The organism is Nonomuraea purpurea, assembly GCF_042650645.1.
Classification (GTDB): Bacteria; Actinomycetota; Actinomycetes; order Streptosporangiales; family Streptosporangiaceae; genus Nonomuraea; species Nonomuraea purpurea.
Map to the genome: position 1 here is coordinate 39,462 of NZ_JBHSBI010000041.1, position 21,896 is coordinate 61,357.

The window sequence follows — 21,896 nt, forward strand, 5'->3', positions numbered from 1 at the left end:
AGCTTGGCCGAACCGCAGGCGAAATGTCGGTCATTTCCATTACGGTCGCTTCGCATGATCATCAGTGGCAGGCAGATCGTGCTGGCGGGGCGGTTCAGCAAGCTCTCGAAGGACGAGGCCAAACGCGCCCTGGAGGCGATGGGCGCGAAGGTGACCGCGTCGGTCTCGGCGAAGACGGACCTGGTCTTCGCCGGGGCGAAGTCGGGGGCCAAGGCCGGTCCCGCGGCCGTGCGCGGCATCCCGATCCACGACGAGGACGCGCTGGTGGCCGTGCTCAGCGAGCCCGGCACCCCGCTGTCGTTCACCGGCGTCCCCGACGAGCGGATGGGCCCCGACGAGGCCCTTGACGCGCTCAAGAACGCCGACTGGTCCGCGTTCGTCCCGCAGCGCGACACCGTGCCGCTGCGAGAGGCACTCCAGGCGCTGGAGCGCGCGCACGGCGTCACCGACGCGCATCGCCTCGCGACCGTCAGGCTCCGCGACGCGGGCGCGCTGCTGCTGCGCCACTCCGACGTGCACCGCCGCCAGGTGAACGGCCACGCGCTCAGCCCGGACGGCCGCCACCTCGCGGTCGGCAGCTCGCCCGGCGACGACTATGAGCGGGGCGGAGTCCTCCAGATCTTCGAGGTCGCCACCGGCCGCTGCGTGCACGCGATCGACGGCATCATGGGTGGCGTCGGCTTCCCGGACTACGCGCGCAGCCTCCAGTGGTCGGCGGACGGCAGGCGGATCGCGCTGGAGTACAACATCAACGCGACCGGCGTCTGGGAGGCGTTCGGCACCGCCAAGGAGCCGGCCGCCCACGCGTACTTCCTCGGCTCCGGCAGACCGCTGGGCATGGCCCTGGCCCCGGAGGGCAGGCGCGCGGTCGTCTACGGCGGTCAGTCGGACTTCCTGGGCAACGTCATCGTGGCGATGCACGAGGGCTCGGTCACCGGGCCCCCCGACGCCCACCCGGAGGGAACCCCGCCGATCGAGTTCGCCGGGCCGCAGAGCTCGGACGACGAGCCCGGATTCATCCTCGACCGGGCGTTCTGGTCGCGCGACGGCTCCCGTATCTACGGAGAGGCGTCGAACGAGTGCGCGGCGATCTCTCTCGACGTGGACAAACGGCAGGTCTCCTGGATCCTGAGCCTGGAAGCGGACCAGGATTGCGCGCCGCCCGAGTGGAGCAGGGACGAACGGCTCCTGGCCTACCAGCGCGAAGGAAAGCTCGTCATCGCCGACGCGCTGACGGGCCAGACGACGGCGGAGCTTCCCGGCTACCCGGGTGCCGACGTTCTGTGCTGGGGGCCGGGCGGACGGCTGGCGGTGGTGAATGCGGCGGGCGCGACCGTCGGGATCATCGACGGGACGGCCGGCGAGCACCGCCACGACCTCAACGTTCGGGCAGCCGCCTCCAACCCGCGTGGCTGGGACGCCCGGCCGTGGGCGTGGTCGCCGGACGGCGAGCGGGCCGCCTGCGTCACCGCCGAGGGGCGGATCGAGATCTGGTCGCTCGGCGACCGCCCCGAGCGGCTGCGCGTCATCGACGACGGGGGTGACGGCTTCGGCCTGGAATGGCCCGCCGACGACATGCTGATCGCGATCGGCGCGCACGCGGTGCGTTTCCTGCGCCCCGGGACCAGCGAGATCGTGGCCGACCACCCCTTCCATCACACCCCGTCCGCCCGGCGCCCGCTCTTCTTCACCGGCCGCGACGTCGGCGACCGGCTCCGGCTCAACCCCACGTTCGCGCTGGACGAGGAGACCTGGGCGGTGGCGTTCGAGGACGGCACGGTCATCGCGCCGTCCGGCTGGGAGGGCGATCTGGACAGTCGGCTCTGCTGGTCTGTCGACCGCCGTTTCGCCTGGCCGTTCCGCTGGGGCGAGCAGAAGGTCTTCCCAGACCCCGTCCACGCGGGCGCGGCTTCTCCGGAGATCGAGCGGCTGCTGGCGCCGTTCAGGGGACGTGGCAGCACGGCGGAGCCGACGGGGACGTGGCCGCCACCCGACACCGCCACCGTCACCGACCTGATCACGGTGGTCCGGGGCACGCTCGTCGACCTGTCCGCAAGGGACTCGGTCGTCTTCTGCGACTGGATCGCCGACACGCTCCAGCAGCTCGCGATGGTCTGCGTCCGGCAGGGAGAGGCCGCCGGAGCCCGCGAACTGGCCCTCGCGATCCCGCAACACCAGCGACGTCTCGGACACCGCGCGCGGATCGCGCTCGCGCTCGGCGCGTCCGGGTTCGACGCCGAAGCCGCCGCCGTCTTCCCCTACGCCGACGACGAACTCGCGGACGTGAGCCACGGGGCGGACATGGCGGCGGTGGCCGGGGCCTGCGCGGTCCTGGGGCAGCAGGAGTGCTCCGAGCGGTGGTTCGCCTCCGCGCGGGAGATCGCGGACGCCCGCCGGTCGAACTGGGGCGTTCGCCTGCCGCTGGTCTGGGCGCTCACCGAGTCCGGACGGGCGCAGGAGGCCCGCACCGTGCTGGATGAAGGCAGGGGCAGGCCGGGGGACCGGAATTCCGGCGTGCCCTGGTTGGTCTGCCTGCTCAGGCGGGGAGAGACCGAGCTGGTGCGCGAGCTGATCGGGGTGCGCAGCAAGCCCAGGGACCCGGAGAAATCGCACAGTTACAGCTGGCGCTGGTTCGACGACTGGTCGGCGGCCCGCGCGCTCACCGTCTACGGGCAGCCGGATCTGCTGCGGTTGTGGGGCGAGATCAACGGGGCTTCGGTGAATGACTCCGTGTCGGAGGCCGAGCAGATCGCGGCCGAGGGCAGGCCCACCGGCCCGACCGCCGCCCAGCTGACCGATCTGGCCACCCTGTACGCCGGGCTCGCCAAACTCCCCAAGGCGACGAAGCGTCGACAGTCCGCGTACGTGGCCAAGCAGGCGGCGGAGTACAGCCACATCGGCGCCGTGCTCGACCTGCTGCCCTGGCTGGGCGAGCCCGGCAAGTACGGCATCCTGGACAGCAACATGCGGACCTGGGTCGCGCTCTACGCCCTGCGGACCATCACGATCGGCGTGGATGTCGACGTGTGGTGATCAATCAGGCGCGCTTGCATCGATCTTCGCTTACTGTGCAACTCAGGGGAAACGCTGCGGGAGAATGTCCCGGGCCGGTGCGCACGCAAGCACGGCGTGGTGGGGGAATCACGGAGGATGACGTCGGGAATGAGCACTCAGGCGCAGGAGCATCTCGGCCCTTACCGGGTGATCCGGAAGATCGGCGAGGGCGGCATGGGGGTCGCCCACCTCGGTCTCGACGGCGCGGGCCGCGAAGTCGCGATCAAGGTGCTGCACCCGCACGTGGCCGCCGACCTCAAGGCGCGCGACCGGCTGTTCCGCGAGGTGGAGACCATGCGCCGGGTGCGCAGCCGGTACGTGGCCGAGGTGATCGACGCCGAACTCGTGGGCGGGCAGCCCTACGTCGTCACCCGCTTCGCGCCGGGCCGCACGCTGGAGGACACCGTGCTGACCCAGGGCCCGCTGGAGGCACGCGAGATCATCAGGCTCGCCCAGGGGCTCTGCCAGGCGCTGGTGGACATCCACGCGGCCGGAGTGATCCACCGGGACCTCAAGCCGTCCAACGTCATGCTGGTCGACGGCGAGCCGCTGGTCATCGACTTCGGCATCGCGCACCTGGTGAACGCCTCGCGGCTGACGCAGACCGGGATGTTCGTCGGCACACCGGGCTATCTGGCGCCGGAGATCATCCGCGACTCGCAGATCACCCAGGCGGCCGACGTGCACGCGCTGGCCTCCACGGTGTTCTTCGCCGCCACGGGGCTGCCGCCGTTCGGCACGGGGACGTTCGAGGCGGTCTGCTTCAACACCATGGAAGGCCGGGTGCAGATCGACAAGGCGCCGGCGTGGTTGCGCGACTGGCTGAGCCGGGCGCTGCAGGTCGATCCGGTGGCGCGGCCCCATGCGCGAGAGCTGCAGCGGCTGGCCGGGGAGCTCGATCCCGCGGAGCGCCCGGCCGCGACCAAGAGGCTCGGCGAGCGCACGCTGACCATGGACATCGTCGCCGACCTGCTCCCGCCCGTCGACTACGCCGCGAGCCATCAGCATGCGGCCGACTACGCCGACCGGATCGATTACACCGACAGGCACCATGCGTCGGTCGATTACGCCGACGGGCGCCGGCAGGAGCAGCCGCCGCCTTACGTACCCGCCCCGGTGCCGACCCTGCACACCGGCCGGTCGGCGGAGCCCCGTCGGGTTCCGGCTCCCGCCGAACCCTTCGACCTGCGGCGGTTCCTGGCCGGCAGCGGGTTCGTCGGGGTGCTCATGCTCGTGACGCTGATGGCGTTAACCGTCATGATGCCGGTCGCGATGGGCCTGGTGGCGGCGGCGATCTCGCTGGCGTTGCGCGCCGTCGACTACTTCTACTACGCCGAGGACCGGCCGCAGTGGATCACGGCCGCGCTGGTCGCGGTGGGTCATCTGGTCGCGGCGCTGGCGTTCGGCGTCGTCGCCGCGAGCCTGCTGCACTGGTCCGGGTGGTTGAACTCCGGCCACGCGGAGTCCTTGGCCGCCGGCGCGTTCACGCTGGGGCTGTTCGTGCTGCCGGGCGCGGGGGCGGTGCGGCGGGTCGTCTCGGACAACCTCGCCCGCCTCCTGCCCGGCCGCAACGCGACCGTGGTGTCGGTCGCCGTGATGGGCCCGGTCGCGCTGACCTCGGTGATCGTGGCCCTGCTGGGGATGTAGCCGGGCGGGTCAGGTGGCCAGCAGGCCGCCGTCGACGTGCAGGTTGTGGGCGTTGATGCCGGTGTTGCGGAGCAGGAAATCGGTGGCATCGGCGATCTCGGCCATCGTCACCAGCCGTCCGATCGGCGTCTGAGCCGAGTGCGGCGGGTTGGGGACCTCACGCCATTTGGGGCTGTCGCCGATCAGGCCCGGGTGCAGGGCGTTGACGCGGTGCGGGGCGATCTCCACGGCGAGGGTCTTCACCAGGCCGGTGATTCCGGCGTTGAAGGTGGTGACGATCGTCGAGCCCGGGTACGGGCGGTCCTTGGAGAGCCCGCCGAACAGGACGACGGAGGCGCCCGGGTTGAACCGGCCGCGCAGCACGCGGACGGTCTCGGCGTAGCCGACGAGTTTCATGGTCACGGCCGTGACGGCGTCGGTGACGTCGAAGTCCGCCAGCGTGTTCGCCGCCTGGCCGACCGCGGTGATGACGAGGTTGTCGACCTCGGTCACCTCGGCCAACGCGGCACTGATCGTTTCGGGCCGGGCGAGGTCGAGGGCCAGCCCTCGGGCGCCGGAGCCGACCCGCGCGGCGACGGTCTCGGCCCGTGCCCTGTCCGTGCTGGTGATGATGACGTCGTCGCCGCGTCCGGCGAAGCGCTGGGCGATCACGCTGCCCAGGCCGCCGCTGCCGCCGACGATGAGTGTGCTGGTCATGCGATGGCCGTCCCTTCTGTCAGCCTTAATGGCCAACTGGATATTAAGCGTACAGCAGCCGCCGGCGGCCTCGGCGTACGGCAGTACAGTGATCACATGAACGACCAGGAACCGTCTGGGGAGCCGCGGCGCAGGCACCGGCGGGATCCGGAGGGGCATCGGGCGGCCATCCTGGAGGCGGCCCGCCACACCTTCGCCGAGCGCGGCTACGCCCGCACCACCCTCCGCGAGATCGCGCGCCGGGCCGGCGTCACCCACGGCCTGATCTCCCGGCACTTCTCCTCCAAAGAGCGGCTCTTCCTCGCGGCGGTGCCGGGCAACCGCGACCTGGAGCAGGTGGCGGCCGGAGACCCGGCGACGCTGCCCGAGCGGATCGCGCACGGCTTCGTCCAGCGGATGGAGACCGACGCCGTCAACGACCCTCTCGTCGCCCTCGTCCGCAGCGCCGCCTCCGACGAGCGCGCCGCCGCCCACCTGCTGGTCGCGATGCAGGAACGCAGCCTCACCGTCTACCGGTCCGTGCTTTCCCCGAACGTGCCCGGCGACGACCTGGACACCCGCGTCGCCCTCCTGGGGGCACAACTGATCGGCGTGACCTTCAGCCGGTACATCGCGCGCACCGAACCGCTCGCCTCGATGTCACCCGATGAGCTCACCGCCCACCTCACCCGGACACTGCGCCACATTCTCTTCGACTGACGACATGAACGACGCCGGCACACCCGATGGCCACGCGTTCAGGGCATCGGGGGCAGTGGCTTGTCGTGCAGCCAGGCCGACATCAGCGGGCCCACCGGCTCGGCGGCGTGCCGCTGGACGTGCTCGGCGAAGTCGTGGCTGGTGACGTTGGCGTGCCGCCGCTCGGCCGTCCAGCCGCGCAGGATGGAGAAGAAGAGCTCCTCGCCCAGCGCCCGGCGCAAGGCGTGCACGGTCAGCGCTCCCCGCTTGTACACGCGGTCGTCGAACATCGTGCCCACCCCGGGGTCGGCCAGCACGAAGTCCTGGGGGAGGGCGGCCAGGCGCTCGTGCCAGAGCCTGGCGTGCTCCGCGGCCGACGGCCCGCCCGAGGACTCCGACCAGAGCCATTCGGCGTAGGTGGCGAAACCCTCCTGCAGCCAGATGTCGCTCCAGCAGGACACCGTGAGGCTGTTGCCGAACCACTGGTGGGCCAGCTCGTGCGCGACCAGCCGCTCGGACCCGCGCCGCCCGTCCACGTGGTTCCTGCCGAAGACCGACATGCCCTGCGCCTCGACCGGGATGTCCAGTTCGTCGTCGACCACGACGACGACATAGCCTCCGAACGGGTAGGGCCCGAACCGGTCGGTGAACAGCGCCATCATCTCGCCTTGGCGGCCGAAGTCGTGCCGGACGCGGGTGGCCAGGCGCGCCGGATGGGCCACCTGGGTCCCCGAGACCTCCGCGAGCCGGTAACGCCCGATCTGCACGCTGGCCAGGTAGCTCGCCATGGGCTCCGGCTGGTCGTAGATCCACGTCGTGGTCCCGGCCCCGCGGCGCTGGGCGGTGAGCACCCCGTTCGCGACGACGTGGTACGGCGACGCGGTCGTCACGGAGATCCGGTACGACGCCTTGTCCGCGGGCCGGTCGTTGCACGGGAACCAGGAGGGGGCGCCGATGGGCTGACCGGCGACCAGCGCGCCGTCGGTCAGCTCCTCCCAGCCCAGCCCGCCCCACGGGCTCGACACCGGCGCCGGGCTGCCGGAGTAGCGGACCTCGACACCGGCGACGGCTCCCGCCGGCAGCGGCCAGGGCAGCGTCACCCGCAGCTTGCCCTGGCCGTGCAGATGGCGGGCGGGGACGCCGTCCACGGTGACGCCCAGGACCCGGAAACGGCCGAGGTCCAGGTCGAGCACGCTGAGGGGTTCCGCGGCCGTCACGGAAAGCAGCGCCGTGCCGTCGAGCCGGTTGTTCGCCACCCGGTACTTCAGCGCCAGATCGTAGTGCGACACCATGTAGCGGTGGTCGCCGTGCCCGGGGAAGTACGGTGTCATCGCCACGCCGAGATGGGGTTGCCGAACCATCGTGTGCGGCCGGGCACCGACTCCCCGCGCATGACGAGCGAGGCCGGCCCGACCGTGGCGTCGGCGCCGACCCGCGCCGCGGGCAGCACCACACCGTGCGGGCCCAGCGACGCGCCCGCCTCCAGGGTCACGGTGTCGATGTTCATGACCCGGTCATGGAACAGGTGGGTCTGCAGGACGCAGCCCCGGTTGACGCAGGCGCCGTCCCCCAATGTCACGAGATCTGCCTCGGGCAGCCAGTACGTGTCACATGAGACCCCATGCCCGATTTGTGCCCCGAGGGAACGCAGCCACGCGTTCAGCGGCGCGGTCCCCAGCCACGGCTGCGCGAACCAGGGCGCCGCCAGCACCTCCACGAAGTTGTCCGCGAGCTCGTTGCGCCACACGAACGAACTCCAGAGCGGCCTGCTGCCCGCCTGGATCCGTCCGACCAGCACCCATTTGGCGGCCGTCGCGACCAGAGCGGCGGCCACGCCCGCGAGCAGCAGCACCACGCCGCCCAGCGCGAGCGTCACGGCGAAGCCGTAGCCCGCCGCGAGCCACTCGAAGGCGGCGGCCACCAGGACGGCCAGCGCGACCGCGCACATCGCGGGCACCACGCGGAACGCCTCGACCAGCGCCCTGGCCGCCTTGTAACGGGCGGGCGGGTCGTAGGTGCGGCTCCGGTCGGCCTCCTCGGCGGTACGGCGCAGCTCCATGGGCGGCATGCCCACGTACGACGAGCCGGACCTGGCCTTCTTCGGCGTCGCCGACAGCACGCCGACCAGGCCGTCCTTGGGGACCTTGCGGCCGGGCGCGGTCATCCCCGAGTTGCCGAGGAAGGCCCGCTTGCCGATCCGCGCCGAGGCGATGCGCATCCACCCGCCGTCCAGCTCGTACGGGGCCACCATCGTGTCGTCGGCCAGGAACGCGCCGTCGCCGACGGAGGTCATCGTGGGCAGCGCCAGAACCGTGGACAGCTCGACGCCGCGGCCCACCTTCATGCCGAGCGCGCGCAGCCACATGGGCGTCAGAACGCTGGCATACAGGGGGAAGAGCCAGACACGCGCCGAGGCCATCAGCCGTCCCGTCGCCCACGCCTGCCACGCCTGGCGGCTGTGCACCGGATGGCGGCCCGCGCGCAGGCCCAGCCCGAGCAGCCGCACGCTGACCAGCGTGACCAGGGCGAAGGCCGCCATGCCCGTGAGGGTCGCCACCGGCACACCCGGCAGGGCGGCGGCCAGGGCCGCGCCGATCGTGCGCGCGTCCGAGGCGAACGCGGCCAGGACCGCGAGCCCGGCGGCGGCCGCGACGGCGGGAAGCAGGCTGAGCACCATGGCGCTCAGCCCGTACACGACGGCCCACAACCGGGAGCGGGGCGGCCGCTCCGCCGGACGCGACCGGCGTGACTTGCCCTGCTTGAACGCCGGCGCGCCCGCCCAGAGCCGTCCCGCCGGCACGGTGCCGGCGACCGCGGATCCGGGAGCGATCTGGGCGTTCTTTCCGATCTTCGTGCCGGGCAGGAGCGTCGAGCGGGAGCCGACGGTCGCGCCCGCGCCGATCCTGATCTCGCCGACACGCAGCAGGTCGCCGTCGTACCAGTAGCCGCTGAGATCGACCTCCTGCTCGACCGAGGCGCCCGCGCCGAGCTTGAGCAGCCCCGTGACGGGCGGCGGCGAGTGCAGGTCGGCGTCGTCGCCCACCTGGGCGCCGAGCAGCCGGGCGTACCACACCATGTACGGGGCTCCGGCCAGGTCCGGCACGCCCAGCCGCTCGGCGAACCGCTCGGCGAACCACACCCGCAGGTGGACGCCGCCACCGCGCGGATAGGCGCCGGGCCGCACACCACGCAGCAGAAGCCGGGCCACGGCCGCCGACAGCCCCATCCGCCCCGCGGGCGTGACGAACAGCAGCGCGCCCAGCGCCACCCACCACCACGACAGGGCCGGAGCCCACGGCGGCGCGAGCACGTTGCCGAGCGCGGCGAGCAGCACGATCCAGCGCGTCGCACCGGCGCCCAGCAGCACGATCATGAGCGCGGACTGGGCCAGCGCCGCCCGCCTGGGCATCGGGGTCACGGGCGGCCGCTCCGGCTCGGCCTCGCCTCTGCCGGACAGCAGCCGGGCCAGACCGCCAAGGGTCGGCTCGGCGTACACGTCGCCCACGGCCACGTCGGGATGGTCGGCGCGCAGGACCGACACCAGCCGGGCCGCCGCCAGACTGGTGCCGCCCTCGGCGAAGAAGTCGGCGTCAGGGCCGCTCGGCGGCACGCCGAGCACGGCGGTCCACTGCTCGGCCAGCACCGCCTCGGCCGGACTCAGCACGTCCTGTGCGGCCGCCGGCTCGGCCAGCGGCCACGGCAGCGCGGCCCGATCGATCTTGCCCGACGTTCTCGTGGGCAGCGAGCCGACCGGCGCCAGGCGCGGCACCAAGGCCGCGGGCAGCGTCTTGGCGAGCCGTTCGCGCGCCCCCTCGACGTCGAAGCCGGGCTCGGTGACCACGTAGCCGACGAGCACCTGGTGGCCGCCGCCTGCGGTACGGACGGCGGCGGCCGCGCCCACGACCCCGGGCAGCGACTGAAGCGCGGCATCCACCTCGCCCAACTCGATCCTGCGTCCGCCCAGCTTCACCTGGTCGTCGGCCCGGCCGGCGAAGACGAGCCCGTCTGCGTCGGCCCGTACCAGATCGCCGCTGCGGTAGGCGCGCCGCCAGCCCAGCGACGGCAGCGGCGCGTACTTCTCCGCGTCCTTGACCGGGTCCAGATAGCGGGCCAGGCCGACGCCGCCGATCACCAGCTCGCCGGTCTCGCCCATGGCCACCGGCTCACCCGCGCCGTCCACGACCGCGAGATCCCAACCGTCCAGGGGCAGCCCGATGCGGACCGGGCCCTCGCCGGTGAGCCGCGCCGCCGTGGCCACCACCGTGGCCTCGGTCGGCCCATAGGTGTTCCACACCTCACGTACCGGCACGGCGAGCCGCTCGGCCAGCTCGGGCGGGCAGGCCTCGCCGCCGAAAATGAGCAGCCGGACGCCGTCGAGGTGCTCGGCCGGCCAGAGCGCGGCCAGCGTGGGCACGGTCGAGACGGCCGTGATCCGCTGGGCGGCCAGCCAGGGGCCGAGGTCCATCCCCGTCCGCACCAAGGCTCTGGGCGCGGGCACGAGGCAGGCGCCGTGCCGCCAGGCCAGCCACATCTCCTCGCACGAGGCGTCGAAGGCCACCGAGAGCCCGGCCAGCACCCGATCACCCGGGCCCAGCGGCCGCTCCCGCAGGAACAGCCCCGCCTCCGCGTCCACGAACGCGGCGGCCGAGCAGTGCGTCACCGCGACACCCTTCGGCTTGCCGGTCGAACCCGAAGTGAAGATGATCCACGCGTCGTCGCCCGGCTCCGGCGGCGCGGGGTCCCCGCCCCGCGTCCCGGTCACCGTGAGATCACCGGCGATGACCGCGTCCACCTCGGCCTCCTCGAACACCAGCTCCGCGCGTTCCGCGGGGTCGTCGGCGTCGACGGGCACGTAGGCGGCGCCGGCGGCGAGCACGGCGAGGATGGACACGTACAACTCAGCGGTCCCCGACGCGACGCGCACACCGACCCGCGCGCCGCGGCCGACCCCGGCCGCGCCCAGCTCTTCGACCAGCCGGTCCACCTCGGCCCGCAGCGAAAGGTAGTCGAGCAGCACGGTGCCGTCGTCGATCGCCGGCGCGTACGGGTGGCGGCGCGTGGTCTCGTCGAGGACGTCAATGAGGGTACGAGACGGCGGGGCCAGCACGCCCGCGGGGAAGATCGCGGACGCGGACCTCAGCTGTAAATCGATCGGATGGCTAGGCAAACGTGCTCCCTGGATGGGCGATGGCCGACATGCCAGCGTACGCGCCGCCCGCGCCGGAAAGCTCGGCCGGGCCTTGCGCAACGCCGATCGGAGCGTGATCCGCACCGATCGGATCAAGGCCGACAGGCCCCACTTTTTCGGCGAACTCCGGGTGCGTAGCATGAACGTTCACCGTAGACGTCCTGAGCACTGCAGGGAGCACATGTCTCGTCTTGAAGCGCAGGTCGAGGAGAGCATCAAAGTAGACGGCCATCAGTTCATGCTCGTCGATCCGGACGGAGCGCCGGGGCAGCCGGAGGGGGCTGTGAGCTTCCCCGATCTGGCCGATATGTCGGGCCCTGCCGCCTGGTTCGTCGCCACCGCTAATCTCGCCATCGTGACGAGCGCGCACCAGTGGCACCTGGCCGACGTGACACTTGAACTATGGGACGGCAAGCCGCCCGTTGACGACAGCGAATGGGCCAAGAACGCTACGGCCCGCCTCTATTCGAGCTCCGGCAAGGTTCGCCTGGCACAAATCCTTGGCAGCCCCTCGGAGAAGGTTATGAATCTGGGTCGCGAAGGCGGGACCTGGGCTGTGGAAGCCAGTTGCCGACCCGGATCGGGTTGGCGCCGGAGAGCCCCGCAGCCGCCAGAAGGCCTGGAATCGTTCCGCCTGCGACTCTGGCCGACAGCGGGCTGAAAGGCCGGCGCCCGCCCCGAACGTCGGTGCATCGGCAGGGATCAGCGGTCAATCGTGCTCGGACAGCCGGAACCAGACCGATCCGCCGGTGTCGTCGTGGTGGAATCCCCATTCTTCGGCGAGCAGGTCTACCAGCCACAGACCCCGGCCTCCGTCGTCATCGAGGGTGGGGACGCGTACGGCGGGTGCGGTGGTGGCGGAGCCGGAGTCGGTCACGTCCACCTGGATGATCGCGCCCATGCGGGTGATCTGGACCGTCACCTGGCCGTCGGGAGTGTGGCCGGAGTCGGAGTGGGTGATGGCGTTGGTGACGACCTCGCTCAGCAAGAGGAGCGCGTCGTCGAGGACCGGGGGCGGCGTGCCGGGGGACAGCAGGGAGCGCGCCCAGTCGCGGGCCTCGGAAACGGATATCTCCGTCGCCGGGAATCGCCTGTTCCAGGAGGGGCGTGGCGCCTTCGTGAATGTCGTTTGGGGCGATTCGTAGTAATTGCGAAGCGGTCCCTTCATGCGTTCACCTCCGCCGCGATGATGGCTGCGGCATTGGCCGCGTGGGCTATCACCCATTTGTCGCGCCGCCACAGCCGTGCCCACCACGGTCGCCAGGTGAAAACCCAGCCGCAGTAACGGCGGATGACGGTGATGTGGATCGTGGTGCCGTTCCCCGCGCGCATCTCCAGGACCGGTGGGCCGGTCACGGGAACGGCCAGCGAGATGGGAATGCCCAGGCTGTGCAGGTCCCAGCCCAGGCGGGCGAGGTGGTCGAATCTCTCATACTGTTCGCGCGCCGTCATGGTTCCCGCCTCCCAGGTGTTTTCCGATGGGGATGGCTGGACAGCGAATAACGCCGTCGCATTATTCGCTGCCAGGCTTCTAAACTGATGGGCTGACTTCTTCGCCTGCCGCCGGAGAAGAAGGTCTGCGCTCAGCCTGCCTTCTTGGCGTCGAGTCGGCGACCGCGTCGCCAAGCCAGGGCAGCGCAGGTAATGACAGCCGCTGGTCAGGTGTGGTTTAAATGGTGTCGTCGGGTAAAGAGGATTTCCGTTTTTCTCTGATTAGAGAGGAAATGCCATGCACCTTGTGCCGTCTCTCGACCCGGATTCCCCTCGCGTGCGATTCGGCACCGAGATGCGGCGGCTGCGGGAGGCCGCGGAGTTGTCGCAGGCGGCCGTGGCGTCCCGTCTCGGATGCACGCAGACGCAGGTGAGCAGACTGGAGAAGGCGACCCGTACGCCGTCGAGGTCCGATGCCGAGCGGCTGGACATGCTCTTCGGAAGGTCCGCGGGCGTCTCCTTCACCCGGATCTACCAGAGCATCGTGTCCCAGCCGGGAAGTCCGGCCTGGTTCCGGAACTGGGCCGAGGAGATCGAGCCCACCCTTGTCGTGTTGCGCTCGTGGGACCCCCTGCTCATCCCCGGCCTTCTCCAGACCGAGGCATACGCCCGTCACGTCTTCGGCCAGGGGCCGCTCGCCACACGTGAAGAGGTCGATGAACGTGTGGAAGCCCGCATGCGGCGGCAACACATCTTTGATCGGAAGAACCCGCCCACACTCCTGGTCCTCATCGACGAGGGCGTACTGCGCCGCAGAATCGGCGGTCCCGAGGTGATGCGTGATCAACTCGGCTATCTGCTGGAGATGGCCGAGCGACCTGCTGTCTTCATCCAGGTCGTCGATCCGGAGTGCGTAGCGGGGCTGGCCGGGGCCTTTATGATCGCCGAGCTTCCGAACGGTCAACCCGATGTCGTCAGTGCAGACTCACCGACACAGGCGCAAATCACGTCGGACCATGATGTCGTGACCTCGATTTGGCAGCGCTATGAGGCGATACGGCTGTGGGCTTATCCTGAGCGCGTATCCCTCTTGAAGATCGAGGAAGCGAGGCGCGAATGGACCTGAGTGGCGCCGTGTGGCGGAAGTCGTCGCGCTCTTCGGATAACGGCGGACAGTGCGTTGAGGTCGCCATGAATCTTCCCGGGGTGGTCGCCGTTCGCGACAGCAAGGACCCGGACGGCCCCAAGCTGATCTTCACACCCGCCGAGTGGAAGACGTTCGTCAACGGCCTCAAAGCCGGTGACTTCGACAGTCTGACCTGATTCTCGCGGGAGGCCACTAAACTTCCGCGACTGCCTCACCCCGCAGGGCCGATGCATTCGTCGCCAGATCCTTCTGGACGAGCTTCCCTGGCCCAACTGCGAACTTCCGCAGGGACCGCCCAACGTCATCAGCTCGGATGCAGCGGTGCAGGTGCAGATCATCGCCGACGTTGACGCTGTGACCTGAGACCAGACGACTATGGACCTATCCTGAGCGCGTATCCCTCAAGATGGTCGAGGAAGCGAGATGCGCATGGACCTGAGCGGCGCCGTGTGGCGGAAATCGTCGCGTTCTTCGGGCAACGGCGGACAGTGCGTTGAGGTCGCCATGAATCTTCCCGGGGTGGTCGCCGTTCGCGACAGCAAGGGCCCGGACGGCCCCAAGCTGACCTTCACACCCGCCGAGTGGAAGATGTTCGTCAACGGCCTCAAAGCCGGTGACTTCGACGGTTTGGCCTGACCCCGTTCTTGGCCAGCGGCGGCTTCGGCCGTGCCGGCGCCCGCCGTCGATCGCCGACGGCCTCGGGCCACGTGGCGATCAACGCGATCCAGCCGCCGGACGCCAGCCACACCGCGGCCCAGACGGACAAGGGCGCGACGGCAAAGGTCGCGGAACTCCGAAAGGCTCTGGAAACGGCCCCAAGGTGAGAACCTCGCACTACGACGACGCCTCGACCGCTACGAGTCGGCATGACCGGAGAGTAACCGCCATCAAGTTGGCACTAGGCGGGGGCGCGCGGGGCCTTGTCATCGGTTGAAGTGTCGTCTCCGGCCGTGGGGGCTTCTCCAGCGAAGTGGCGCAACTCCGGGCTGAGTGCGGCTACAGCGGCGGTCAGGCAGAGCAGCCCGCCTAACACGATGAGTGCCGCCGCGCCGCCCAGTGCCGCAGCCAGTGCCCCGCCGAGGACCGGCCCGAGGGGCTTGAGCGCCATCCCGCCCATGCTCAAGACCGCGCCCATCCGGCCGAGCATCGTTTCCGGCACCATTCGTGCGACCAGCACGTTCATCACCACGTTCAGTGAGGGCGTCGACAAGGTGATGAACACCAACGGAATCATCGGCCACCACGCCCCCCAGGGCAGTGCTGTGGCCGCCAGCGAAGCACCGAAGACCGTCACGACGGCCAGCAGTAGTCTGCCGGGAGGCAGGAGCTTGCTGATGCGGCCCGACAGCAGCGCACCGGTCAGTCCGCCGATACCGAGTCCTGCCAGGACCGTGCCGGTGATGCGCGCGTCACCGCCGCGCTCGCCGACGAGTACGATCAGCGGGATGAGGAACGCTCCGCCCAGCAGGTTGAGGATCATGACCGCTGCGGTGACCTCCCGCAGGCCATGTTGGCGCTACAGCCATGCGATGGCCTCGGCCGCTTCCCGGCGCATGCTACGCCGGTTTGGCCGTTGCTCCTGGCCATCATCTCGTGCAGGGGTTTGCGGTTCGTCCGCCGGGCGGCGCGGCACCTTTGCAAAAGCGTAGAAGAGCGTGGCGGCAAGGAAAGTGATGGTGTCGACGACGAAGGGCACGGTCCGCCCCAGGCCGTACAGCAGGCCGCCGAGCGGAGGGCCGATCAGCCCGGCCGCGTGGGTACGGGCCTCCTCCTGCGCATAGGCACTGTGCAGTTGGCCTGATGGGACGATGCCGCGGATCGCCGTGTCTTGGACGGGGCCGATGAACGCGGCGCACAGCCCGTCCAGCACTGCCAGCGTGATGAACTGCCAGACCTGTATCTGACCGGTGATGATGAGCGCTGTCAGCAGCGCGGAGACAACCGCCTGGAGGCCCTGAGCAGTGATGAGCATGCGGCGGCGGTCCCACCGGTCCACCCAGACACCGGCTGGTATCTGGACCGCAAGGAAGGCGGCGGTGCGGGCTCCAGCGACGACGCCCGTTAACCCAGGCGAGCCGGTGAGCGCCAGCACCAGCAGTGGCATGGCGAGCCTGGTGAGCTCCGACCCCAACTGGGAGACCGCGCTGCCGACCCACAGCAGTTGAAAACGCACGTTCTTGCGTAGCGGGACGATGTCGGTCACGAAGCGGCTTCCTTGGATGCGAGGCGCGGTCACCTGGCCTGAGGCGCACTTTCGGAGGTTAAGGCTGCGCCGGTTCCGGCTTCGGGCAGGTACGGGCGGGACCCGGAAAAGGTACCTACCGGAGATGACGCTGTCTACTGAATTGAACGGTCAGGGGCACACGTGTTTTCCATGTCGGAAGCGGACCCATGAAGACAGTTGTCACCCTTTGGCGCAAGACCAGCCAGTAGAGGCACTTGATCGCTATCTCTGTCAGCGGTATGGTGCCGACGTCTCGACCTGGATCTTCGCGTCACGCTCTCGCAGCAGGCACAGACACCATGTGGTCGACATCGAGCGCGGAGCCCCAGTCGATAGTGACGTCGTCGTAAAACGAGTACCAGCGGCCACCGCTGATTGTGCAGCATTCGCCGACCTGCGGCAGTTCGATCGCCTCGTCGATCAAAACTTCGCTGCGTGTGCTAAAGCCGTCCCGGTCGGCATCGATCCAGTGACGGAAGCTGCCGGGTGGTAGTGGATGTCACGACCTTTCGAGTGCCGCAGCCAGATCTCGACACTCCTAATGCTCATTGAGTAGAGTGCTGGCGCTGATGAAGACGTTGCCCGTGCGGGCGGCGTGTTGCTTCTTGCGGCGGATCAGGTCAGGTAGCGAGATGCGACCCTCTATTACTGCGTTCAGGTCTGCGCCGTCCATCAATATCAGGACGGCTCGGCCCTGCGAGTGGACCTCTATCGCGGTCTTCTGAAAGCCGTTCATGGACAGGAAGAGTCCGAGAGTGTTGTCGAGTTTCCGTCCAACCTTGCTCGCGAAAGAATCGAGCTCGGCAACAGCAGAGAGCTTTTTCTGCCATTTCGCTTCAAGAAGATACTCGCCTTCGAAGGTGAATGCGCCATCGATTTGCTCGCCCTTCTTTTTGAATGGCGCCTTGGCTTCAATATCATAGAGTGCGAAGAGCCCGTTGAGGAACTTTTCTAAGGCGTAACCGCGAGGTTGGGGCTCTAGCTGGTGGATCTCATAGAAAAGCTTTTTAAGCTCATCTAGTTTTTCATTGATTGCGCGTTGCATCTCTGCTTTGGCCTTGTCTGTGGCTCGTCGGCGCTCCGCCTCCTCCTCTTCGCTGCGTATTCTGCGGTAGGGGTCGACTACGGCTCGAAGACTATCCAAGGCCTCTACTGCGGCCGCGTACTTGGCTGTACCATTTTCCACCTTCTTCAGATGGCTTGGGTCTGTGATGTCAGCTGTGGCGAGGATCAGGTTGAGAAGTTCATCGAAATAGCGATGCTGGCTCGCGAATAAGCTGTCGACGAGTTGTGCAACGACCGACCGTTTATAGTCGGTCCAGTCCAATTGCGAGACCAATTCCCGTGTCTGTAAGCAGGATGTGAGGAACGCGCGCAGATCCGGCTTATACCAGAAAGCTAATGTGAGAGCTTCCTTGAGTGGGTGGAGGACTGCCGGGCTGATGCGTTTCACCGTCATGCCGTCATGGTAGACAGCCCGGATGGTCCTGTCACGAAGCAGTGGTGAGACGTCACACTATTCGTGCGTCTATTCGATTATTGTGCATTGCATCATTGCATGCCAGATGCACGGATGATCCCGACCCCTTGGGCTTGCGGGACCGCCGTAATCGTCTGACAGTAAGGCGTGGCCGCTCTATAGCCAACGGGTGTCAGAAGGGTGGCACCTCGCCCCAGTCGCCAGTCGTGCATGGGCACGCTCCCCTTGCCTGGTTGGGCGGCAGGGCCTTCAGCCTTTTGATCCGATGGCCGTGCGGCTCCAGCAGACGATCCAACTCGGGGATGTACGAGGTGATGACCTTGGCACGTCGGCCCACGTCGGGTTGGTCCCAATGCCGGGCTGTACTAAGGATCGGATGGCTCTTCAAACTGGCCGGTAGAGAGGGGCGAGAGGAGTTCATCGTTACGTGCGCCAGCTCCGCTGGCTTGAAGAAGTCGACCTCCCAGCACTGTCCAATAGGTGCTTCACCGCCGTCCGGCGTTGCATACGTAGTCAACCTGACGGCCATCACGACGCCTGGCGCCTTGCGGCGCTCGTGCCGCGCCTTAGCCAGTTCATACCGCGCCTGATCGACGTAGACGTAACGCAGCAGGCTTTCCAATAGGGCGCGGGCATCCTCGGCTTCGTCCAGATCCGGATCGAAGTCGTGATCGTGTGCACCTTCGTTGCGAACGTTGCGGAGGTGGGTGGCCCAGTCGAATAGCCGGTTGTCGATGATCCCGGCGTCACGCAATCGCTCCAGCTTCTTTTCCAGAGTCCCGCAGGTGAAGCCCTTGTTCTTGCCCACGGCCTCCAGAGCGTGTCCGACCGCGACCAGTGCCATGCGGTAGGCGCGACCGTTGAAGCAGCGTTCCACCTCGTCTAGTGAGCGGACCAGGATCTCCGGCAACGGCTTGGGTGAGCCGAGGCGGTCACGCCATGCCAGACGCTCATCGTCGAACATGACGGTGATCCTAGACGCAGCAAGCATGGTCAGCACCTGCATTATGGACGGGGTGATCATCGTCGATTCGACTTATCGAGGACAAGCCCTTTGGAAGTCATGGCGGCCGAACAGGCGCCAGCATGACCTGCGGCATAGACCTCGTCTGGTAAGCATTCACCTCGTGCGCGTTGGGTGACGGCGGTCTCTGGTGTGACCATTCGTGAGTTTGGTCAACACCGCCCGACAGGTCGGCGGAGCTATCGGCCTGGCTGTGCTTGCGAGTATCGCCAACACTGCGGCGACACACTCAGGAGCTGGCGACCCCGCCAGCAAGATCGTCCACGGCTACAGCATTGCCTTCGTCGCATCAGCAGCCATCGCTGTGCTGATCTCCCTCAGCGCTCTCGCCGCACGCACCCCGAAGACCCAGCCGCCCGCGCCTGTCACCGCTCAACCAAGCCGCAGCACCGAGGCCTGACTCCACACCCAGGAGCCCGCGCGTCGACCAACCGCGCCAACCTGCCCATGCCGCGGCGACCAGTACATCGACCGACCTTCTGCGTCAGGGCCGCTTCGTCATTTCCCGCTGAACGTTGGTCGATCTGCGCTGCATCTCGATAGGTTTCTACGCCGCCGATCCAGAAGACCTTGACGTGCCTGACGCCAGGCCTCGCCTGTCCTGACCTGACACGTTCGCTCGGCTAGACGAGCTCGGCCTCGCCGTAACCGGCCAACGCCTCGAACCCGATCGCGCGGCCCTCGGGTGCCGTGTCATCGAGCCCGACGACTGGTGCCGTCGCTGCGGATATGAAGGCGCTCCTCGTGACACGGTGACCCGTCGGCTGGCGCACGAACCGCTCGGGTGGCGGCCCACGACGCTGCCGCTCACCGTACGCTGCTACCGGTGCACCGGGTGCGCTGCCGAGTAATCGACCTCGAGCTGCGACAACGAGAACGTCACTTGACCGCGGGACCGCCAATCAAGTTCCACGAACGCCGGAACGCGCGGCACAGCCCTCGGGGCCGTACGGGCGGCGGCCGACGCAGGTGGAACGATGATCACCACAGATGCTGCGAACACGGTCGCCGCCGTCAGGGTCCAGGCTATGAGCTGTGGGTCAACGGCCGATGGGGTGCCAGACTGTCTTGACCTCCAGGAAGGGCCTGATCCGGGACAGGCCGGGATTGGGGGCGTCCCAGTCGTCTCCGGCGGGACGCAGGACTCTCTTGAGCGTGGTCGCCGCCAGGGCCTCCAGCTCGCCCGCGAGACTCCCCGAGCCGGCCAGGTCCAGGGCGTTGACGTCGGCGTGGCCGGCCAGCGGCGGTGCGAGCTCTGCCAGGCGGCCGGTCAGGATGTTCGCGACGCCGGACGGTAGGTCCGAGGTGGCCAGCGCTTCGGCCAGCGTGACGGCGGGCAGGGGGAGGCGTTCGCTCGCCACCAGCACCGCCGTGTTGCCGGAGGTGATCACGGGCGCGAGCACGGAGACCAGCCCGAGCAGCGAGGATCCGGTAGGAGCGAGGACGCCCACGACGCCCGTCGGGTCTGGTTCTGAGAGGTTGAAGTACGGGCCGGACACCGGGTTGGCTCCGCCCAGCACCTGGCCGATCTTGTCGGCCCATCCGGCGTAGTAGACCCAGCGGTCGACGGCCGCCGAGACCAGTGCCTGCGCCCTGTCCTCGCCGACCCCTTCCGCCGCGGCGACCTCCGCGGCGAACTGGGCCCTCCGTCCTTCCATCATCTCGGCGATGCGGTAGAGGATCTGGCCGCGGTTGTAGGCGGTGCGGCCCGACCAGCCGGAAAACGCCTTGCGGGCCGCCACCACGGCCTCGCGCACGTCCTTGCGCGAGGCCAGGGCGGCGTTGGCGAGATGGTCTCCGGCCGGGGACGTCACGGGATAGGACCTGCCTGATTCCGAGCGCGGGAACGCGCCGCCGATGTAGAGCTTGAACGTCCTGCGCACGGCGATGCGCGGAGAGATGTCAGCCAAGGTATGCCTCCAGCCCAACCCGGCCGCCCTCGCGGCCGTAACCGGACTCCTTGTAGCCGCCGAAAGGGCTGGCGGGATCGAAGACGTTGAAGGTGTTGGACCACACCACACCGGCGCGCAGCCGGCTCGCGGTCCAGAGCATCAGGGAGCCCTTCTCCGTCCACACTCCGGCGGACAGCCCGTACGGCGTGTTGTTGGCCTTGCTCACGGCCTCCTCCGGGGTGCGGAAGGTGAGCACCGACAGCACGGGGCCGAAGATCTCCTCGCGGGCGATCCGGTGCGCCTGCGTGACACCGGTGAACACGGTGGGCGGGAACCAGTACCCGCGCTCCGGCAGCGGGCAGGCCGGCGACCAGCCCGTGGCGCCCTCCGACTCGCCTGCGGCGGCGAGGTCGCGGATGCGCGCGAGCTGCGCCGCGGAGTTGACGGCGCCGATGTCGGTGTTCTTGTCCAGCGGGTCGCCGAGGCGCAGCCGTTCGATGCGGGCCCGCAGCCTGGCCAGCAGCTCGTCCGCGATCGATTCCTGGACCAGCAGCCGCGAGCCCGCGCAGCACACGTGCCCCTGGTTGAAGAAGATCCCGGTGACGATCCCCTCGACGGCCTGGTCGATCGCCGCGTCGTCGTAGACGATGTTGGCGCCCTTGCCGCCCAGCTCCAGGGTGAGCCGCTTGCGCGTGCCGGCGACGGCGCGGGCGATCTGCCTGCCCACTTCGGTGGAGCCGGTGAAGGCCACCTTGTCGGCGTCCGGGTGCGCGACCACGGCCCGGCCGGTGGCGCCGGCCCCGGTCACGATGTTCACCACTCCGGGCGGCAGCCCCGCCTCCTGGCAGATCTCGGCGAAGGCCAGGGCGGTCAGCGGGGTGGTCTCGGCGGGCTTGAGCACGACCGTGTTCCCGGTGGCCAGCGCGGGCGCGACCTTCCACGCGAGCATCAGCAGGGGGAAGTTCCACGGGATGACCTGCGCGGCCACGCCCAGCGGCCTGGTGCTGCCGTGCCCGGCGTGCGCCAGCTTGTCGGCCCAGCCGGCGTAGTAGAAGAAGTGGGCCGCGACCAGCGGCAGGTCGACGTCCCTTGTCTCCTTGATCGGTTTGCCGTTGTCGAGTGACTCGAGCACGGCCAGCTCACGGGCGCGTTCCTGGATGATGCGCGCGATCCTGAACAGGTACTTGCCGCGTTCGGCGCCCGGCAGGGGTGACCACACCCGCTCGAAGGCCCGCCGCGCCGCGGCGAAGGCGCGCGCCACGTCGGCGTCGCCGGCGGCGGCTACCTCGGCCAGCGGCTCCTCGTCGGCCGGATTGAGCGTGACGATGCGCTCGTCGCTCTCGGCTTCGACGAACTCGCCGTCGATGAACAGGTCGTACGACGGCCGGATGGACACGATGGATCGTGACTCCGGCGCGGGCGCGTACTCGAAGAT

The 21,896-nt window shown here is 69.0% G+C and carries 20 protein-coding genes and 1 pseudogene; 9 read left to right on the forward strand and 12 right to left on the reverse strand.

The window, feature by feature from the left end; all coding sequences use genetic code 11:
* The first annotated feature begins 54 nt into the window (after positions 1-54).
* Complete coding sequence (locus tag ACFOY2_RS48735) at positions 55-3,033, forward strand: WD40 repeat domain-containing protein (protein ID WP_379534992.1); 2,979 nt, start codon at positions 55-57, stop codon at positions 3,031-3,033.
* Positions 3,034-3,162: 129 nt separating this feature from the next.
* Positions 3,163-4,701: a serine/threonine-protein kinase gene (locus ACFOY2_RS48740; RefSeq protein WP_379534993.1), complete on the forward strand. Its 1,539-nt coding sequence runs from the start codon at positions 3,163-3,165 to the stop codon at positions 4,699-4,701.
* Between the two features lie 9 nt (positions 4,702-4,710).
* Here ACFOY2_RS48740 and ACFOY2_RS48745 read toward each other — a convergent pair whose 3' ends face one another.
* Positions 4,711-5,397 carry an SDR family oxidoreductase gene (locus ACFOY2_RS48745; RefSeq protein WP_379534994.1) on the reverse strand — a complete coding sequence of 229 codons (687 nt, stop codon included), beginning with the start codon at positions 5,395-5,397 and terminating at the stop codon, positions 4,711-4,713.
* A 96-nt stretch (positions 5,398-5,493) separates the two neighbouring features.
* Between ACFOY2_RS48745 and ACFOY2_RS48750 the strand changes: the two genes are divergently transcribed.
* On the forward strand, positions 5,494-6,096 hold the full coding sequence (locus tag ACFOY2_RS48750; protein ID WP_379534995.1) for a TetR/AcrR family transcriptional regulator: 603 nt from the start codon (positions 5,494-5,496) through the stop codon (positions 6,094-6,096).
* A gap of 38 nt (positions 6,097-6,134) precedes the next feature.
* On the opposite strand, the gene ACFOY2_RS48755 is transcribed toward ACFOY2_RS48750, so the two are convergent.
* Both ACFOY2_RS48755 and ACFOY2_RS48760 read right to left on the reverse strand, forming a co-directional pair.
* On the reverse strand, positions 6,135-7,406 hold the full coding sequence (locus ACFOY2_RS48755; RefSeq protein WP_379535035.1) for a M1 family metallopeptidase: 1,272 nt from the start codon (positions 7,404-7,406) through the stop codon (positions 6,135-6,137).
* On the reverse strand, positions 7,403-11,242 hold the full coding sequence (locus ACFOY2_RS48760; protein WP_379534996.1) for a Pls/PosA family non-ribosomal peptide synthetase: 3,840 nt from the start codon (positions 11,240-11,242) through the stop codon (positions 7,403-7,405). The genes ACFOY2_RS48755 and ACFOY2_RS48760 overlap by 4 nt, the downstream gene beginning before the upstream one ends.
* Before the next feature lie 13 nt (positions 11,243-11,255).
* On the opposite strand from ACFOY2_RS48760, the gene ACFOY2_RS48765 reads away from it, so the two are divergent.
* Positions 11,256-11,924 (forward strand): hypothetical protein, encoded by a 669-nt coding sequence (locus ACFOY2_RS48765; RefSeq protein WP_379534997.1) that lies wholly within the window; start codon positions 11,256-11,258, stop codon positions 11,922-11,924.
* A 48-nt stretch (positions 11,925-11,972) separates the two neighbouring features.
* On the opposite strand, the gene ACFOY2_RS48770 is transcribed toward ACFOY2_RS48765, so the two are convergent.
* On the reverse strand, positions 11,973-12,431 hold the full coding sequence (locus ACFOY2_RS48770; RefSeq protein WP_379534998.1) for an ATP-binding protein: 459 nt from the start codon (positions 12,429-12,431) through the stop codon (positions 11,973-11,975).
* Complete coding sequence (locus tag ACFOY2_RS48775; protein WP_379534999.1) at positions 12,428-12,715, reverse strand: hypothetical protein; 288 nt, start codon at positions 12,713-12,715, stop codon at positions 12,428-12,430. The genes ACFOY2_RS48770 and ACFOY2_RS48775 overlap by 4 nt, the downstream gene beginning before the upstream one ends.
* A 277-nt stretch (positions 12,716-12,992) precedes the next feature.
* On the opposite strand from ACFOY2_RS48775, the gene ACFOY2_RS48780 reads away from it, so the two are divergent.
* From ACFOY2_RS48780 to ACFOY2_RS48790, 3 genes are all read left to right on the forward strand, one after another.
* A complete protein-coding gene (locus ACFOY2_RS48780) occupies positions 12,993-13,820 on the forward strand; it encodes a helix-turn-helix domain-containing protein (RefSeq protein ID WP_379535000.1) in 828 nt (275 codons plus the stop codon).
* Positions 13,811-14,017 carry a DUF397 domain-containing protein gene (locus ACFOY2_RS48785; RefSeq protein WP_379535001.1) on the forward strand — a complete coding sequence of 69 codons (207 nt, stop codon included), beginning with the start codon at positions 13,811-13,813 and terminating at the stop codon, positions 14,015-14,017. Before ACFOY2_RS48780 ends, ACFOY2_RS48785 begins: the two co-directional genes overlap by 10 nt.
* Before the next feature lie 253 nt (positions 14,018-14,270).
* Positions 14,271-14,477 carry a DUF397 domain-containing protein gene (locus ACFOY2_RS48790; protein ID WP_379535002.1) on the forward strand — a complete coding sequence of 69 codons (207 nt, stop codon included), beginning with the start codon at positions 14,271-14,273 and terminating at the stop codon, positions 14,475-14,477.
* A 262-nt stretch (positions 14,478-14,739) separates the two neighbouring features.
* Here ACFOY2_RS48790 and ACFOY2_RS48795 read toward each other — a convergent pair whose 3' ends face one another.
* From ACFOY2_RS48795 to ACFOY2_RS48815, 5 genes are all read right to left on the reverse strand, one after another.
* Positions 14,740-15,321 (reverse strand): MFS transporter, encoded by a 582-nt coding sequence (locus ACFOY2_RS48795; RefSeq protein WP_379535003.1) that lies wholly within the window; start codon positions 15,319-15,321, stop codon positions 14,740-14,742.
* Between the two features lie 36 nt (positions 15,322-15,357).
* On the reverse strand, positions 15,358-16,044 hold the full coding sequence (locus tag ACFOY2_RS48800) for an MFS transporter (protein ID WP_379535004.1): 687 nt from the start codon (positions 16,042-16,044) through the stop codon (positions 15,358-15,360).
* Between the two features lie 292 nt (positions 16,045-16,336).
* Positions 16,337-16,489, reverse strand: coding sequence for a hypothetical protein (locus ACFOY2_RS48805; protein ID WP_379535005.1), 153 nt, complete (start codon positions 16,487-16,489; stop codon positions 16,337-16,339).
* Positions 16,490-16,603: 114 nt separating this feature from the next.
* Positions 16,604-17,524 (reverse strand): hypothetical protein, encoded by a 921-nt coding sequence (locus ACFOY2_RS48810; protein ID WP_379535006.1) that lies wholly within the window; start codon positions 17,522-17,524, stop codon positions 16,604-16,606.
* A gap of 193 nt (positions 17,525-17,717) precedes the next feature.
* Positions 17,718-18,509, reverse strand: coding sequence for a DUF4145 domain-containing protein (locus ACFOY2_RS48815; RefSeq protein WP_379535007.1), 792 nt, complete (start codon positions 18,507-18,509; stop codon positions 17,718-17,720).
* 202 nt (positions 18,510-18,711) lie between these two features.
* Between ACFOY2_RS48815 and ACFOY2_RS48820 the strand changes: the two genes are divergently transcribed.
* Entirely contained in the window at positions 18,712-18,969 is a 258-nt protein-coding gene (locus tag ACFOY2_RS48820; RefSeq protein ID WP_379535008.1) for a hypothetical protein, read from the forward strand.
* Positions 18,970-19,180: 211 nt separating this feature from the next.
* Positions 19,181-19,408: pseudogene (locus tag ACFOY2_RS48825) on the forward strand (ISL3 family transposase); the annotation flags it as partial.
* A gap of 201 nt (positions 19,409-19,609) precedes the next feature.
* On the opposite strand, the gene ACFOY2_RS48830 reads toward ACFOY2_RS48825, so the two are convergent.
* Both ACFOY2_RS48830 and ACFOY2_RS48835 read right to left on the reverse strand, forming a co-directional pair.
* Entirely contained in the window at positions 19,610-20,479 is an 870-nt protein-coding gene (locus ACFOY2_RS48830; RefSeq protein ID WP_379535009.1) for an aldehyde dehydrogenase family protein, read from the reverse strand.
* On the reverse strand, positions 20,472-21,896 hold the full coding sequence (locus tag ACFOY2_RS48835; protein ID WP_379535036.1) for an aldehyde dehydrogenase family protein: 1,425 nt from the start codon (positions 21,894-21,896) through the stop codon (positions 20,472-20,474). The genes ACFOY2_RS48830 and ACFOY2_RS48835 overlap by 8 nt, the downstream gene beginning before the upstream one ends.

What these genes read in the sequence shown, in the direction of transcription:
- ACFOY2_RS48745 (WP_379534994.1), bottom strand. Translation starts at nt 5,397, where the DNA reads ATGACCAGCACACTCATCGTCGGCGGCAGCGGCGGCCTGGGCAGCGTG.
- ACFOY2_RS48790 (WP_379535002.1), top strand. Translation starts at nt 14,271, where the DNA reads ATGGACCTGAGCGGCGCCGTGTGGCGGAAATCGTCGCGTTCTTCGGGC.
- ACFOY2_RS48770 (WP_379534998.1), bottom strand. Translation starts at nt 12,431, where the DNA reads ATGAAGGGACCGCTTCGCAATTACTACGAATCGCCCCAAACGACATTC.
- ACFOY2_RS48775 (WP_379534999.1), bottom strand. Translation starts at nt 12,715, where the DNA reads ATGACGGCGCGCGAACAGTATGAGAGATTCGACCACCTCGCCCGCCTG.
- ACFOY2_RS48735 (WP_379534992.1), top strand. Translation starts at nt 55, where the DNA reads ATGATCATCAGTGGCAGGCAGATCGTGCTGGCGGGGCGGTTCAGCAAG.
- ACFOY2_RS48795 (WP_379535003.1), bottom strand. Translation starts at nt 15,321, where the DNA reads ATGATCCTCAACCTGCTGGGCGGAGCGTTCCTCATCCCGCTGATCGTA.
- ACFOY2_RS48755 (WP_379535035.1), bottom strand. Translation starts at nt 7,406, where the DNA reads ATGACACCGTACTTCCCCGGGCACGGCGACCACCGCTACATGGTGTCG.
- ACFOY2_RS48780 (WP_379535000.1), top strand. Translation starts at nt 12,993, where the DNA reads ATGCACCTTGTGCCGTCTCTCGACCCGGATTCCCCTCGCGTGCGATTC.
- ACFOY2_RS48740 (WP_379534993.1), top strand. Translation starts at nt 3,163, where the DNA reads ATGAGCACTCAGGCGCAGGAGCATCTCGGCCCTTACCGGGTGATCCGG.
- ACFOY2_RS48765 (WP_379534997.1), top strand. Translation starts at nt 11,256, where the DNA reads ATGGGCGATGGCCGACATGCCAGCGTACGCGCCGCCCGCGCCGGAAAG.
- ACFOY2_RS48785 (WP_379535001.1), top strand. Translation starts at nt 13,811, where the DNA reads ATGGACCTGAGTGGCGCCGTGTGGCGGAAGTCGTCGCGCTCTTCGGAT.
- ACFOY2_RS48810 (WP_379535006.1), bottom strand. Translation starts at nt 17,524, where the DNA reads ATGACGGTGAAACGCATCAGCCCGGCAGTCCTCCACCCACTCAAGGAA.
- ACFOY2_RS48815 (WP_379535007.1), bottom strand. Translation starts at nt 18,509, where the DNA reads ATGTTCGACGATGAGCGTCTGGCATGGCGTGACCGCCTCGGCTCACCC.
- ACFOY2_RS48750 (WP_379534995.1), top strand. Translation starts at nt 5,494, where the DNA reads ATGAACGACCAGGAACCGTCTGGGGAGCCGCGGCGCAGGCACCGGCGG.